This is a genomic window from Actinoplanes sp. TBRC 11911 (assembly GCF_012933445.1).
GTDB lineage: Bacteria > Actinomycetota > Actinomycetes > Mycobacteriales > Micromonosporaceae > Actinoplanes.
Map to the genome: position 1 here is coordinate 1 of NZ_JABBNC010000003.1, position 13,510 is coordinate 13,510.

Annotated in this window: 13 protein-coding genes; 7 read left to right on the forward strand and 6 right to left on the reverse strand. The window is 69.3% G+C overall.

The window, feature by feature from the left end; translation table 11 throughout:
* Nucleotides 1-31: 31 nt before the first annotated feature.
* From HH310_RS05775 to HH310_RS05785, 3 genes are all read right to left on the reverse strand, one after another.
* Nucleotides 32-511: an NUDIX domain-containing protein gene (locus tag HH310_RS05775; protein ID WP_169174372.1), complete on the reverse strand. Its 480-nt coding sequence runs from the start codon at nt 509-511 to the stop codon at nt 32-34.
* 31 nt (nt 512-542) lie between these two features.
* On the reverse strand, nt 543-1,388 hold the full coding sequence (locus HH310_RS05780; RefSeq protein WP_169174373.1) for an LLM class flavin-dependent oxidoreductase: 846 nt from the start codon (nt 1,386-1,388) through the stop codon (nt 543-545).
* A gap of 201 nt (nt 1,389-1,589) precedes the next feature.
* Complete coding sequence (locus tag HH310_RS05785) at nt 1,590-2,666, reverse strand: YafY family protein (protein ID WP_169174374.1); 1,077 nt, start codon at nt 2,664-2,666, stop codon at nt 1,590-1,592.
* 62 nt (nt 2,667-2,728) lie between these two features.
* On the opposite strand from HH310_RS05785, the gene HH310_RS05790 reads away from it, so the two are divergent.
* The 4 genes from HH310_RS05790 to HH310_RS05805 all read left to right on the forward strand — a co-directional run bounded on the left by HH310_RS05790 (nt 2,729) and on the right by HH310_RS05805 (nt 8,194).
* Nucleotides 2,729-3,652, forward strand: a complete 924-nt coding sequence (locus HH310_RS05790) for an ATP-binding cassette domain-containing protein (RefSeq protein ID WP_169174375.1) — start codon at nt 2,729-2,731, stop codon at nt 3,650-3,652.
* Nucleotides 3,649-4,383 (forward strand): ABC transporter permease, encoded by a 735-nt coding sequence (locus HH310_RS05795; protein WP_169174376.1) that lies wholly within the window; start codon nt 3,649-3,651, stop codon nt 4,381-4,383. Before HH310_RS05790 ends, HH310_RS05795 begins: the two co-directional genes overlap by 4 nt.
* Before the next feature lie 43 nt (nt 4,384-4,426).
* Nucleotides 4,427-5,503, forward strand: a complete 1,077-nt coding sequence (locus HH310_RS05800) for a magnesium and cobalt transport protein CorA (RefSeq protein WP_169174377.1) — start codon at nt 4,427-4,429, stop codon at nt 5,501-5,503.
* 117 nt (nt 5,504-5,620) lie between these two features.
* Nucleotides 5,621-8,194, forward strand: a complete 2,574-nt coding sequence (locus tag HH310_RS05805; protein WP_169174378.1) for a lipopolysaccharide biosynthesis protein — start codon at nt 5,621-5,623, stop codon at nt 8,192-8,194.
* Between the two features lie 215 nt (nt 8,195-8,409).
* Here HH310_RS05805 and HH310_RS05810 read toward each other — a convergent pair whose 3' ends face one another.
* Entirely contained in the window at nt 8,410-9,387 is a 978-nt protein-coding gene (locus HH310_RS05810) for a hypothetical protein (RefSeq protein ID WP_169174379.1), read from the reverse strand.
* A 199-nt stretch (nt 9,388-9,586) separates the two neighbouring features.
* On the opposite strand from HH310_RS05810, the gene HH310_RS05815 reads away from it, so the two are divergent.
* Genes HH310_RS05815 through HH310_RS05825 form a run of 3 tightly spaced genes read left to right on the forward strand, consistent with a single transcriptional unit; the run spans nt 9,587 to nt 10,839 of the window.
* Nucleotides 9,587-9,964, forward strand: coding sequence for a DUF2750 domain-containing protein (locus HH310_RS05815; protein WP_169174380.1), 378 nt, complete (start codon nt 9,587-9,589; stop codon nt 9,962-9,964).
* Between the two features lie 57 nt (nt 9,965-10,021).
* Complete coding sequence (locus tag HH310_RS05820; protein ID WP_312033857.1) at nt 10,022-10,456, forward strand: response regulator; 435 nt, start codon at nt 10,022-10,024, stop codon at nt 10,454-10,456.
* Between the two features lie 38 nt (nt 10,457-10,494).
* Nucleotides 10,495-10,839 carry a PRC-barrel domain-containing protein gene (locus tag HH310_RS05825; RefSeq protein WP_169174382.1) on the forward strand — a complete coding sequence of 115 codons (345 nt, stop codon included), beginning with the start codon at nt 10,495-10,497 and terminating at the stop codon, nt 10,837-10,839.
* Here the strand turns inward: HH310_RS05825 and HH310_RS05830 are convergent.
* A complete protein-coding gene (locus HH310_RS05830) occupies nt 10,802-11,836 on the reverse strand; it encodes a 3-oxoacyl-ACP synthase III family protein (RefSeq protein ID WP_169174383.1) in 1,035 nt (344 codons plus the stop codon). The genes HH310_RS05825 and HH310_RS05830 overlap by 38 nt on opposite strands.
* A gap of 204 nt (nt 11,837-12,040) precedes the next feature.
* Nucleotides 12,041-13,480 (reverse strand): hypothetical protein, encoded by a 1,440-nt coding sequence (locus tag HH310_RS05835; protein WP_169174384.1) that lies wholly within the window; start codon nt 13,478-13,480, stop codon nt 12,041-12,043.
* Nucleotides 13,481-13,510: the final 30 nt, after the last annotated feature.

Below are 13,510 nucleotides of genomic sequence, written 5' to 3' on the forward strand. Positions count from 1 at the left end.
TCACCCGGGCCGTCGAGACAGGCAGGCGCGATCACTCGGGAGGCGTGCCGAACCAGGCCGCCTCTCCCGGATTCAGGGCGCACTCGATGCGGTGCTGGCTCAGCGGCTCCAGCGGTGGCAGGTCGCTGAGCGGGAACCACCCCACGGCCAGCGACTCGTCGTCGTTGACGCGCGCCTCGCCGCCGACCGCCCGGCACCGGAAGGCGATGTCGACGTACTCGCACTGGTGACCGTTGCCGTACGTGTGCGGCGGTTGCGTGAGCACACTGGTCACCCGTTCGGGGATGACGTGGACGGCGGTCTCCTCGAACACCTCCCGGACCACCGCCTCGGCCGGCTGCTCACCCGGGTCCATCACACCGGCGATCAGCGACCAGCGGCGGTTGTCGGCGCGTTCCCCGAGCAGGACCCGCCCGCGATCGTCAAAGACGATCGCGGACACCCCGGGCAGCAGAAGCAGCCGCGGCCCCACCTCGTCACGCAGATCCTTCAGGTACGGCGAGATAGCCATAACGGACAAGATAGGGCGCGCCCAAACCGTGTCAGTCGACCAACGGGCGGACCTCCCGGGCGACGAAGCGGACGTATTCCTCGGGGTCGGGCTCGTCCGGCGGGGGCTGGAGGATCACCTTTGTGGCGCCGGCGTCGGCGAACTCGCGCACGCCGGCGGCGATGTCCTTTGCCGAGCCGGCGAGCCCTGCATACTCGAGCTGGTCGTAGCGGGTGGCGGTCATGGCCAGGCGAGCGGCGGCCTCGTCGCCGGTCACGGCCAGGACGAAGACGACGATCTCGTGCGGGACGGCGGCGGCGATGTGTTTCTTGGCGGCCGCGACCGCGTCGGGTGACGTGCCGCCGGCCAGGACCGTGCCGTCGCCGATCGCGCCGGCCAGGGCCAGCGTCTTCGGGCCGCCGGCCGCCACGTACAGCTGGGGTGGTCGGCTGGGAGGCCAGTCGAGGCCGACGCCGTCGAGCTTGACGTATTCGCCCTGGACGGTGACGGTTTCGCCGTGCAGGAGAGAGCGCAGCGTCGTCCCGTACTCGCGTAAGAGCGTGAGCGGCGACTTCGGGCGGGCGCCGACCTGACCCATCCAATCCTGTACGCCGTGGCCGATGCCCGGCAGCGCCCGGTCGCCGAACATGCGGGCCATGGTGGCGATCTCCATGGCGGAGAGCGCCACATTGCGGAACGGGACCGGCATGATGCCGATGCCGACTTTGAGATTCGTGGTCCACGCCAAAGCCGCGGATGCCGCCGCCACGCCGCCGTTGAGGAAGCAGTCCTCCCAGAGCCAGAGCTCTTCGAGACCGGCCTCGTCGGCCGCGCGGGCGATGCCGCGGAGAGCTTCCGGCGGGTTCTGCGGCAGGGAGATCGCACCGAGGATCGTCATGGGGGTCATTCTTCCGGGACCCACCGACATTTTTCTGCCGTGCTCGTCAGCGCCTCCCGGAATTTCGTGAACTCTTATATAAGCCGCCACTTAGTTTCTCGGCAAAACTGTCAGAGGCGGCCGATAGCTTCATCACGCGGATCGGCGCCACGGGGGCGCCGATCCGTCCAAACCAGTCCGACCGGCGGGGAGAGACGCCGGTCAGGCGGCACCGCGGAGCAGGGTCTCGCCCGCGGCGCGGACGCGTTCGCGCAGCTCCGGCGGGGACTCGATGGTGAAGGGCGCGCCCAACACCCCGAGGACCATGACCGGCCAGCCGAGGTCGTCCACGCTCATCCGCAGCCGGCACGCCTGCCGCGTGCCGGCCGGCGTTCGGGGGTCGGCGGGCGTTCGGGGGTCGGCGGGCGTTCGGGGGCCGGCCGGCGTTCGGGGGCCGGCGGACTTGGTGGGATGGGCGGAGGATGCGGCTTCGCCGGCCTCGGGCAGGGGTTCCACCGTGCCCCAGTGCCCCACCACGCTGCGAACGCTGTCCGCGTCGGTCTCCAAGACGAGGGAGACCTCGTACCTGGTGGCGATCCCGGCGATCCGGGCGCGCAACCAAGCGACCGGATCCCCGCCCGGGATCTCGCGCGGCCGGAAGCGGGCCCCGGTCAACGCCGGCGCCGACAGGCGGTCCACGCGGAAGCTTCGCCAATCCGCGCGGTCCACGTCCCAGGCGATCAAATACCACCGGCGGCCCAGCGGGACCAGCCGATGCGGCTCCACCAGGCGCGCGGCAGCCGCACGATCAGGCGCGGCATACCGGAACCGCAAACGCTCCTCGCCCCGGCAGGCCAGCGCGATAGTGGTCAAGGCCGTGGCGTCCAGCGTCGGGCCGCCACCGAAAACCCCGGGCGTCGTCACCACCCGCAGCGCGTCGATCCGGCGGCGCAAGCGCGGGGGCAGCAGCTGGATCACCTTGGCCAGCGCCCCCACCGAGATCTCCTCGAAGCCGGACACGGCCCCGGCCGCGGCGGTCCGCAGACCGACCGCGATCGCCACCGCCTCGTCGTCGTCGAGCAACAGGGGCGGAACGGCGGCGCCCGCCTGCAACTGATAACCCCCGGCGACACCGCGGCTGGCGTCCACCGGGTAGCCCAACTCGCGCAACCGGTCCACGTCCCGCCGCAGCGTGCGCGGGCTTACCTCCAGCCGGTCGGCCAGCTCCGAGCCGGGCCAGTACCGATGGGTCTGCAGCAGCGACAGCAGGCGGAGCATCCGGGCGCTCGTGTTGGCCATGACCCAAGACTTTCGTGAATTGCGGTCAAGAACTGTCCGCAACGAACCCTAGCGTGAAAACCATGATTGAGACGCGAGGACTGACGAAGCACTTCAAGGACGTCCGCGCGGTCGACGGCATCGATCTGTCGGTCCGGCGCGGGGAACTCGTCGCGCTGCTCGGGCCCAACGGCGCCGGCAAGTCGACCACGCTGCGGATGCTGACCACGCTGATACCGCCCACCGCGGGCACCGCCACCGTGGCCGGGCTCGACGTCGTGAAAAAGCAACGAGAGGTCCGGCAGCGGATCGGCTACATCGGGCAGGGCAACGGCGCGGGCCACAGCCAGCGCGGCCGGGACGAGCTGATCAGCCAGGGCCGGGCGTACGGGATGAGCGTGCGCTCCGCCCGCACCCGGGCCGCCGAGCTGACCGAGTCGCTGGGCCTCGGCGACGTGATAGACCGGACCGTCTCCACGTTGTCCGGCGGGCAGCGGCGCCGGCTGGACATCGCGATGGGCCTGATCCACGAGCCGGACATCCTGTTCCTGGACGAGCCGTCCACCGGTCTCGATCCGCAGAACCGCGCCAACCTGCAGGACCACATTCTGCGGCTGCGCGCCCGGCACGAGACCACGATCGTGCTGACCACGCACTACCTGGACGAGGCCGACTCGATGGCCGAGCGGGTGATCGTCGTCGACCACGGACGGATCATCGCGGACGACACCCCGGAGCGGCTCAAGGCCAAGCACGTCGGCGACAAGATCACTCTCGGGTTCGCCACGGACGAAGACGCGGCCCGAGCGGCACGGAAACAGGGCGGCGAGGCGTACGGGAGGGAATTGCAGATCACCACCGAGCAGGCGCCGCGGCAGGTGCTCGAGATCGTCGACGACCTGCGCGCCGACGGCCTGACACCGACCGAGGTCGAGGTCACCCGGCCGACGCTCGACGACGTTTTTCTCACCCTGACCGGGCGTAGCCTGCGCGAAGGAGCAGCATGATCACCGACACGCTGACCGTGTTCAGCCGCGAACTCAGGCCCACCCTCCGCAACCCGTTCACGATCATCATCTCGATGGTCCAGCCGCTGGTCTTTCTCGCGCTGTTCGCCCCGCTGCTGCCGAAGACCGACGGCGGCGCCCTGCAATGGTTCGTGCCCGGCATCGTCGTCATGTCGTGCCTGTTCGGGGCGTCGATGACCGGCTCGAACCTGCTCTTCGAGATCCAGACCGGCTCGCACGAACGCATGCTGGTCACCCCGCTGCGCCGCCCGGCCCTGCTGGTCGGCCGCGCGCTCAAGGAGATCGTGCCGATGTTCGCGCAGGCCGCCCTGATCGTGCTGGTCTGCCTGCCGTTCGGCTTCGACCTGCATCTCGGCGGCGCCCTGATCGGCATGCTCATCCTGGCCGTCTTCTGCACCGGGCTCGGCGCCCTGTCGTACACGCTCGCGCTCGCCTCGAAGAACCAGGAGTGGCTGTTCTGGACGGTTCAGCAAACGCTGCTGTTCCCGCTTCTGCTGCTGGCCGGCGTGCTGCTGCCGCTCGACGACGGCCCCGGCTGGCTGCGCACCCTCGCCGCTTTCAACCCTTTGCGGTACGTGGTGAACGCCGAGCGCGCGTTGTTCTCAGGTGACGTGTGGGCGTCGACGACAGCGACCGGTCTGGTGGCCGCGGCCGTCGTGGGTGTCCTGGGAATCGCCGTCGGTGTGCGAGCGATGCGCCGATCGGACTGAGGCGGATACCGTCACCCCGGTCACACGAGACAGGGGGCGACGGATGTGGGGAAAAAGGACGATAGGGCGACTCCTCGAGGGGATCGCCCCTCGCCCGGAGCGCACGCCGCAGCGACGCCACAATCCGGACGCGGTGGTGGACTGCGCGGTCTACACCGGCGGGACGCGCGGAACCGGGACGAAGCACTACGCGGAAGCGGCGAAGGAGGCCCGGCGGCACCGGGACGCGTTCCTCTGGCTGGGCCTGCACGAGCCCGACCGGGCGACGATGACAGCGGTCGCGCGGGTCTTCGGCCTGCACGAGCTGATCGTGGAGCAGACCGCGGGCAGCGGCCACCGGCCGGCGTTGGAGACGATCGGTGACGTCACCCGGCTGGTCCTGCGCACCGCGCGTTACGTCGAGCACGACGCGCTCACCGAGACCACCGAGGTCGTCGACACCGGCGACGTCACCGTCCTGATCGGCCCCTGGTTCGTCATCACGGTGCGCAACGGCGGGGCGGGCGCGTTGTGGCCGGTGCGTCAGGACATGGAGAATCGGCCCACGGTTCTGCAGCAAGGGCCATGGTCGGTCGCGTACGCCATAACGAGTCGGATGGTTGACGAATACCTCGGCGTCGCGGCTGCCGTAGAACGTGATTTGGAGCGCTTGGAAGAGGAGACCTTCACCACCGAACGCACCCCGGAAATCGCGCACTTCTATCAATTGAAGCGCGAAATGGTGGAGTTCAAAAGAGCGGTCCTGCCGCTCGCCGAACCGATCGACCAACTGCTCGATCAACCGGCCGCCCCGGCGTCGCTGCGGCCCTATTTCGTCGATGTCCGCGGTCGGCTCGCGCGGGCCACCGATCGCATCAGCGCCTTCGACGACCTGCTCAATTCCATTCTTCAAGCGCGCCTCGCCCAGGTGTCGCTGGACCAGAACAACGACATGCGCATGATTGCCGCGTGGGCCGCGATCGCCGCCGTGCCGACCGTCATCGCCGGTGTCTACGGAATGAACTTTTCGCACATTCCGGGGCTGGGCTCGCCGTACGGCTTCGCCGTGACCATCGCCGTGATCGTGGTGATCTGCGGAACTCTTTATTGGCGGCTCAGGCGGGGCGGATGGCTTCGATGATTTACATCACCCTACGTGACCGTAGCTTAATGGATAGCGTGGAACCCGGCCGAAAAACCGGGGCCTCATAAGCGCACAGCGACTGAGCAGCCCATTACTTTGCGTAAGGGAGGCTCAGTGACCGCCGAGGCCGTCGGTTCCCGGAAAGCCCTCCTGACGGCTCTTAAGGGACATCTCGATCTGTTCCTGAACGCCGGATCGCTGATGGCGACCACCGCGATCACCTCGCTGTTCGGCTTCGCGTACTGGTGGGTGGCCGCCCGCACCGCGTCGCCGGAGGCGGTCGGCCAGGCGTCCGCGGCGGTGTCCGCGATGACGCTGATCGGCACCATCGGGATGTTCGGGATGGGCACCATGCTCATCGCCGACCTGCCCGCGCTGCGCGGACCCAAATGGGAGCTGATCTCCACCTGCCTGCTCGCCGCGGACGCGGCGGCCACGGTCGGCGGTCTCGTCTACGTCACGGTGGCCCGCCTGGCCATCCCGGGTCTGCAGGACGCGCTCGGCGGCAGCTTCGGCACGATCCTGCTGATCGCCGGCATCGCGATCAACGCGGTCACGCTGGTCCTCGACGAGGCCCTGGTCGGCCTGCTCAAGGGCCCGCTGCAGCTGATGCGCAACGCCTGGTTCTCGCTGATCAAGCTGGCGCTGCTAGGTCTTCTCGCGCTCGCGCCGTTCACGCTGGACGGCGACGAGCTGCTGCTCACCTGGGTGGCCGGGATCGTGCTGTCGACCGCGGTGCTAGGCCGGGCGTTGCGCCGCCGACACCTGATCGACTCGCTGCGGCCGCGGATCTCGCTGCTGCGCGGCCGGGCCCGCGCGACCGTCGACCACAACGTGCTCAACCTGGCGGCCTACCTGCCGCGGGCGGCGCTGCCGCTGGTCGTGACCGCGGTGCTGTCGGCCCAGGCGAACGCGTCGTTCTACACCGCGTTCATGGTGCTGTCGTTCCTGTCGATGGTTCCGGGCAACGTGGCGCTGACCCTGTTCGCGGTCACCAGCGGGGACAAGCAGGCGCTGCGGTCCAAGGTGCGCGTCGGGCTGCTGATCTGCCTCGGTCTCGGCCTGCCCATCTCGCTGCTGGTCGCGGTGCTGGCGCATCCGATCATGCGGGTGTTCGGCAGCCAGTACGAGGCGTCGGCCGGCACCGCGTTGTCGATCCTCGCGCTGACCTACGTGCCGTTCGTCTTCCACCACTTCTTCCTGGCCATCTCCCGGGTGCAGAACCGGGTCCGCTCGGCCGGCGTCTTCTGTGCCATCGCCGGCCTGGCCGAGCTGGGCGCCGCCTGGTACGGCGGGTCGCGGGGCAGCCTGACCGACCTCGTGGCGTACGTGGCAATTGTCATGGGTGTCGAGACCGTGCTGGTGGCGCCCAAGGTTCTCGGCGTCGTGGTGACCCGGACGAAGTCCACAAAGGATGCCAACGCCACGATCATGACGTTGCACGAGCGCGCGTGGCTGCCGCTGGAGTACATCCGTACCGTCGGTCCTTTGTACGGGGTCACCGTCGACGGCCTGCGCCGCGCGCTGATCGGGCTGCACGCCGCCGACCCGAGGCATCGCGCGGTGTCCAAACTGGACCGCGACGGCGCGCGCTGGGTGCACATGGACGCCGCCGAGTTCGCCGCGTTCATCACCCGGGCGATCACCGACTCCGGCGACTGGTCCCTCGACCACGACGGGATGACCCGCAAACTGCAGTCCGAGCCGCGCGGCGCGTACCCGATTCGGATCCTGGTCGGCGCCGGCTACGTGGCCATGAAGGTCTCGCACGCGTACGGCGACGCCGGCCCGGTGAACGATCTGCTGCACGAGCTGCTGGCCGCCGCCGCGCAGGGCCGGGCCGCGTCGATCCCGCCGCTGGCCCGCAGCCGGTTCGCGCTGCCCAAAGCGTGGTGGAAGCAGTTCGGCACCAAGCCCGGCCGGTGGCGCGACGGCCTCGACATCAACCGCGTGCCGGCCCACCCGGAGACCCGGACCCGCAGCTGGGAGCCGGCCCTCACGGTGCGGACCGCGCGCTCGGCCGAGGTGCTCGACATGATGCGCGCGTGGCGCGACGAGCACGCGCCGGGCGTCACCACCGCGGCGATCACGTTCGCGGCATTCACCTCGGCGCTACGCGAGATCGGCCTCAACCCGGACACCGGCGGCGCGACCTTCCTCGCCGACGGACGCCGCTACCTCGACAAGAACGTCCGGATCGACAGCAACTTCTTCTGGGGCTCGTATCTCTCCCCCGACGACATGACCGACCCGGCGTCGATGCACCGCACGATGAAGGCGGAGCTGGCCAGCGGCCGCATCCTCACGATGATCCTGTTGCGCGAGGGCCGCATCGCTCTGGACGGCGCGCCCGGCATGCCCGAGCCGTATCCGTCCGAGCTCTCGGTGCCGCCGCGCCCGCGGCTCACCTTCAGCAACCAGGGCCGGCACGACCTGCTGAAAGACCTGCCCTGGTCGGTCGAGCCGGCCTGGCGGATCAACCTGAGCGTGCCGACCCTCAACGTTCCGGAGGGCGTCACGCTCACCACCAGCGAGATGAACGGCGTCCTGCACCTGGAGGCGACGTTCCACCAGTCGACCTTCGATCCGGCGCTGATCGCCCGTGCGCTGGAGATGGTCTGCCAGGACCCGGCCCGGCTCGTCACGGCCGGCCGCGAGTTTCAGCCTGTTGCCAGCGGGCTGAATTAAGGTCTGCGCCCGGCCGGTTTCGTTGCCACCGGCCGGCCGGGCGCAAACCTGTCCCTCTTTATGTATCGGCGAGTTGATCGCCGCTATCGCGCTCCGCAGAGCGTAAAAGCAATGCCGCTGTCGCGCGGCCTTTCCGGATTCCTCAGGCGCCGGGGCGGGTTCCGGTTGCTTTTCCCGTACGCCCGTACGCCCGTACGCCCGTTCCCCGTACGCGGTCAGCGACGGTTACGGTCGCCGCGCTGGTGATCGCCGTCCTGCTGAGCCGGCGGCGCCACGGTGAGGCTGGTCGTGGGCGTCGGAGCGGTCGTGGTCGGCGTGACCACGGCCGGGGTCGTGGTCGGAGCCGTCGTCGTCGGCGTGGCGGTCGGCGTGGCGGTGGGCGCCGGGCGGTTGTTCGAACCGGGGCGACCGTTGTCGTTGCCGTGCCGGTCGTTGTCGTTGCCGTGCCGGTCATTGTCGTTGTCGTTACCCGGGCGGCCGTTGTCGCTGTCGTTGCCAGGGCGGCCATTGTCGTTGCCGGGACGCCCGTTGTCGTTGCCGGGCCGGCCGTTGTCGTTACCCGGACGGCCGTTGTCGTTGCCAGGCCGGCCATTGTCGCTGTCGTTGCCGGGGCGGCCGTTGTCGTTGCCCGGACGCCCGTTGTCGTTGCCCGGACGCCCGTTGTCGTTGCCCGGACGCCCGTTGTCGTTGCCGGGGCGGCCGTTGTCGTCGTCGTCGCCGCGGCCGGGGCGGCCCGGGCGGTCCTGGCGCTGCTGCACCGGCAGCGTCAGCGTGAACGAGCGGCTGCTGAGCCGCGCCTTGCGCCCGCACGTGTTGTACGTGATCACAGCCCGCAGCTTGGCCAACGTGGACCGGTCCACGTCGGGGTTCACCTGGATCGTCGTGTAGTCCACCCGGCCCGGGGCCAGCGAGACGCCCCGGGAGAACGTCGCCGAGCGGCGCTTCCCGCCGCGGTAGTCGATGTCGACGTCCTGGCTGTAGTACTTCACCGACGCGTCGCAGATCCGCTGCCTCGTGCGCCAGCTGATGTCGATCCACGTGTCGGTGTGCGCCCGCACCGGACGCAGCCAGGCGGAGACCGGCTCGGGCCCGCGCGCGTCGGCGGTCGCGGGTGCGATCGCGCTCGCGCTGATCATGCCGATGGTGGCGGTCGCCAAAGCGATGACCGCTCCGATTCGCCGGCTCTTGTTCATCCGATTCCCCCTCGATGACTGATGAGACGGCCGGTCCGGGAAGCCCCCCTCAGACCGACAAAACGGACACTAGGGGCAAGAGCGCTGCTTTTGGTGGGTTTTGTACGGTGTTTCGGGCGTACTTATTCTTTATTGGACAAAATTGCGAGTTATGCCCGACCGAAAAGTTGATGTTGGTACGACCGGAGGAGGAGACCCGATGTCACTCAGCGGAGCCCACAAAACGGCGTTTCACCGTGAGGTGACGCAGGAGGGGCGGGTCTACACGATCCGCGACGGGACGGGCTTCCCCGCCCCCGCGGACGCCGACGGACGCCGCGCGGTGCCCTTCTGGTCGAAGACGACGCGCGCTCAGCGGGTCGTCGCGCTCGTGGAGGCGTACCGGGAATTCGCCGTTGTGCCGATCTCCATGCGCGAGTGGCTGGACCTCTGGATGCCCTCGCTGGAGCGCGACGGGCTGCTCGTCGGGGTGAATTGGGCGGGCGCACGGGCGACCGGATACGACATGACGCCGGCCGAGATGATTCGATGGTTCTCCGAGACGGAAGTCGCCGTCGAGCAGACGACCCGCCGGTAGTTGGCGCGGGCCCGTGCCCCTATGCTTGCGACACGGCAAATAAAGGGGGCCAGAGCCGTGCGCAGTCTTCAAATCCTGGTTGTCGACGACGACGACGCCGACGCCCTGATGATCTCCGAGGCGCTCGAGGCCACCGACAGCAACGCGACGGTCGAGCGCGTCTCCGACGGCCGGGAGGCGCTGGACTATCTGCGCCGCGAGGGCAAGTTCGGCGACGCGCAGCGACCCGACCTCATCCTGCTGGACCTCAACATGCCGCGGATGGACGGGCGCGAGACGCTCGCCGCGATCAAGGCCGACGAGCGGCTCAAAGCCATCCCGGTGGTCATCCTGACCACCTCAGGCGCCACACCGGACATCGTCTCCAGCTATCAGCACCGCGCGAACGCGTACGTCACCAAGCCGTTCGGCCTGGACGACTTCGAGCAGACCGTACGCCAGATCGACCGCTTCTATCGCGAGGTGGCCACCCTGCCGACGAGCAACGACTGAGCCGTGTACGGGCGGGGATGCGCGGGTAACCCCCGTACATGACCGACAAGCAAGCTCCCGAGGATCTCGGCGCGCCGGTGGCGTACCTGGTGCTCAAGGACGGGGTGCCGGTGTACGACCGGTCCGGTGATCGGGTGGGCGAGGTCGAGCACGTGCTCGACGACGAACGGGCCGACGTGTTCCACGGGCTGATCATCGCGACCGGGGCGGGCCACCGGTTCGCCCGCGCCGGCCAGGTGGACGGCCTGTTCGAGCGCGGCGTGATCATCTCGGTGCCGGCCGATCAGCTCGCCGAACCGAGCTCCGACCCGGCCGCGCAGCAGTCCGAGGACGAGAACAACGTCCTCAAGCGGGCGTGGGAGTGGCTCGTCCGGCCCCGATAGGCAGCCCCGCGGGGTGCCACCAGCGCAGCAGACAGGCGCCGACCGACATGCCGCCGCCGAACCCGGCCATCAGCACCAGGTCGCCGTCGGCGAGCGCGCCGGACCGCGCGGCCTCGTCGAGGGTCACCGGCACCGAGGCGCTGCCCAGATTGCCGTAGCGGTCCAGCGTCAGATGCGTGCGCGCCGAACCCAGACCGGCCTTCTCCACCAGGTCGGCCAGCATCACCCCGTTGGCCTGATGCGGCACGAAATGCCGGACGTCCTCGGCGGGCACGCCGGCGCGCTTGAGCATCGTCTCCAGCGCCGGCGGCACCTCGCTGGACACGAAACCGCTGACCGCCCGGCCCTGCATCCGGAAGTAGTGGTCGCCGTGCGCCACCGTCTCCGCGGTGGCCGGCATCCGGCTGCCCCCGGCGTCGACGTGGATGAGATCGGCCGCGTCGCCACGCGAGACCAGTTCCAGCTCGCGAATGCCGTAGCCGTCCGGCACGGCACCGAGCACTGCCGCGCCCGCCCCGTCGCCGAACAGCACCGCCGTGCGGCGATCCGCAAAGTTCAAGATGCGCGAGTACACGTCCGAGGCGATGACCAGCACCTTGGCGCCCGGGTTCACGGCGACCAGGCTGTTCGCCACGCCGACCGCGAAGACGAAGCCGGCGCAGACCACGTTGATGTCGAAGCAGGCGGCCCGGGTCGCGCCGATCGCCTGCTGCACCAGCGTGGAGGTGGGCGGCTGCGGCGAGTCCCCGGTCGAGGTCGAGACGATCAGGAAGTCGATGTCGCGGGCATCGAGTCCGGCGTCGCCGAGCGCTTCGCGGGCCGCGGCGGCCGCCAGATCGGAGGCGGCCTCCTCGGGAGCGGCGAAGTGGCGCGCCTCGATCATCGTCTTCCGGCTCACCCACTGCGGGTCGGCGTCCGGCACCAGACGCACCAGGTCCTCATTGGTCACCACCTCGGCCGGCAGATACGACCCGGTCCCGAGAATGCCTGCGCCCATTCCTCGCCCCCTAGATCAATTCGTCCCGGCCTCGACGTTAATCAGGACGCAGAGTGACGGCCAGTAAAAGATCCGACGACGTGAGCGCGGTTACGGCCTTAAGACATTCCCGACCATGACTACCGAGAGTGAAGTCACTGAAAACGAAAGAACGCGGTAACACCCGGCTGAGGGTGTTACCGCGTTCCGAGTGGATCAGCCGGGTCAGGGCGCCTTACGGACCGGTGAGTGGTAGGGCGTACCCGTTACCACCCGGCCGGGGTTGATGACGATCGTCGCGTTGTCGTTCGTCTTGTCGATGTCGTGAGAGAACCGGGAACACTCACACGGCGGGTTGACCTCGATAAGCCCTTGCGCGTTCGTGACGTTCGCGACCAGCTTCACCCGGAAGTCGTACGTCACGACCGACCCTGCCGGGAACAGCGAGGAGCTGTAGCAGGCGTACTGGACGGCCTTCGGGTTGGTCTGCTGGCTTCCGTCGGTGGACCGTTCGCAGCCGGCCGGGACGGTCGTCACCTGAGTGCCGGCCGGAATGGTGACGATGACGGCCGCGGCGGGATCCGCGGACCGGCTCCAGTCCAGGGTCGCCGGACCGTTGTTGCGCACGCCGACCGGCAGGTCGACCGTGCCGCCCATGGCGCCCTTGGCGGTGACGGGCATGGCGCTGAAGTCGGTGCCCTGGTTGCCGACCGACGTGACGGTCACGTTCTGCCAGTTGTCGTCCGGGTTCGTGTCGGTCTGCTTCGTCAGCGCGCGCACGGCCGGCTTCGCCGCCAGCGGCAACGCGTCCCCAGTGCCCGGGTCCCCCAAGCCGGGGAGGCCACGGTCGGCCAGCAACTTGACCAGATCGTCGTAGTCACCGGCGGTCAGCCACTGGAACTCGCCGAAGACCTCGTCCGGGGCCGCCGTGTCCTTGCGCAGCAGGTACGGCACGGTGACCTCGTACGTGGCACCCGGCTGGAGGTCCTGGCCGAACGTGCAAGCTCTGAGCTGATCGGCACGGTAGAGGCAGTTCGAGAACTCGTTCGGCGCGGCGTACCCGTAGTCGGTGGCGAAGATGAGCGAGGCGCCGTGCACGACCTTGTCGGTGTTGTTGGTGACCTGGAGCTTCGTCGTGAAGTTGTCGCCAGGTTTGGCGCTCACCGTCGCCTCGTTGCCGGCGACCAGGTCGACGCCCTCGGCGACGGTCAAGTCGGTGCTGGTGGTCACCGTGGTGATCCCAGCGCCGGTGAACGTCGCGGTGAGCTTGCCGGTCCTGCCGAGCGCGGCCTCGGACGCGGCGATCTCCGGCGTGAACGCGGTCCCGGTCACCGTCGTGCTGAGGTCGAACGTGAAGGGATCCGTGCAGGTCAGCTTCTGCGGGCTGTCGACCTGGCAGTCGGCGAACTCGTCGGCCGGGTCGACGAACGCGACGCCGTCGAGGTCACCGGTCAACTCGAGGGTCATCGCCCAGTCGTCGACACTGACCTCGCGGTCCGCCCACAACAGGGGTTCGACCTGGGTGGCGGCTCCCGCGGCGACAGTGACACCCGGGACGAGCAGGCTGACGGTGGGGGCGGCGGCGTGTGCGGGGGCGGCGAAGGTGATTGCCGCGGCTGCGGCGACGGCGCCGAAGCCAAGGCGCCGGCCGAGGGAGCGGTGCATGAAGGGGCCTCCCGTGAAGGGCTCCGTGAA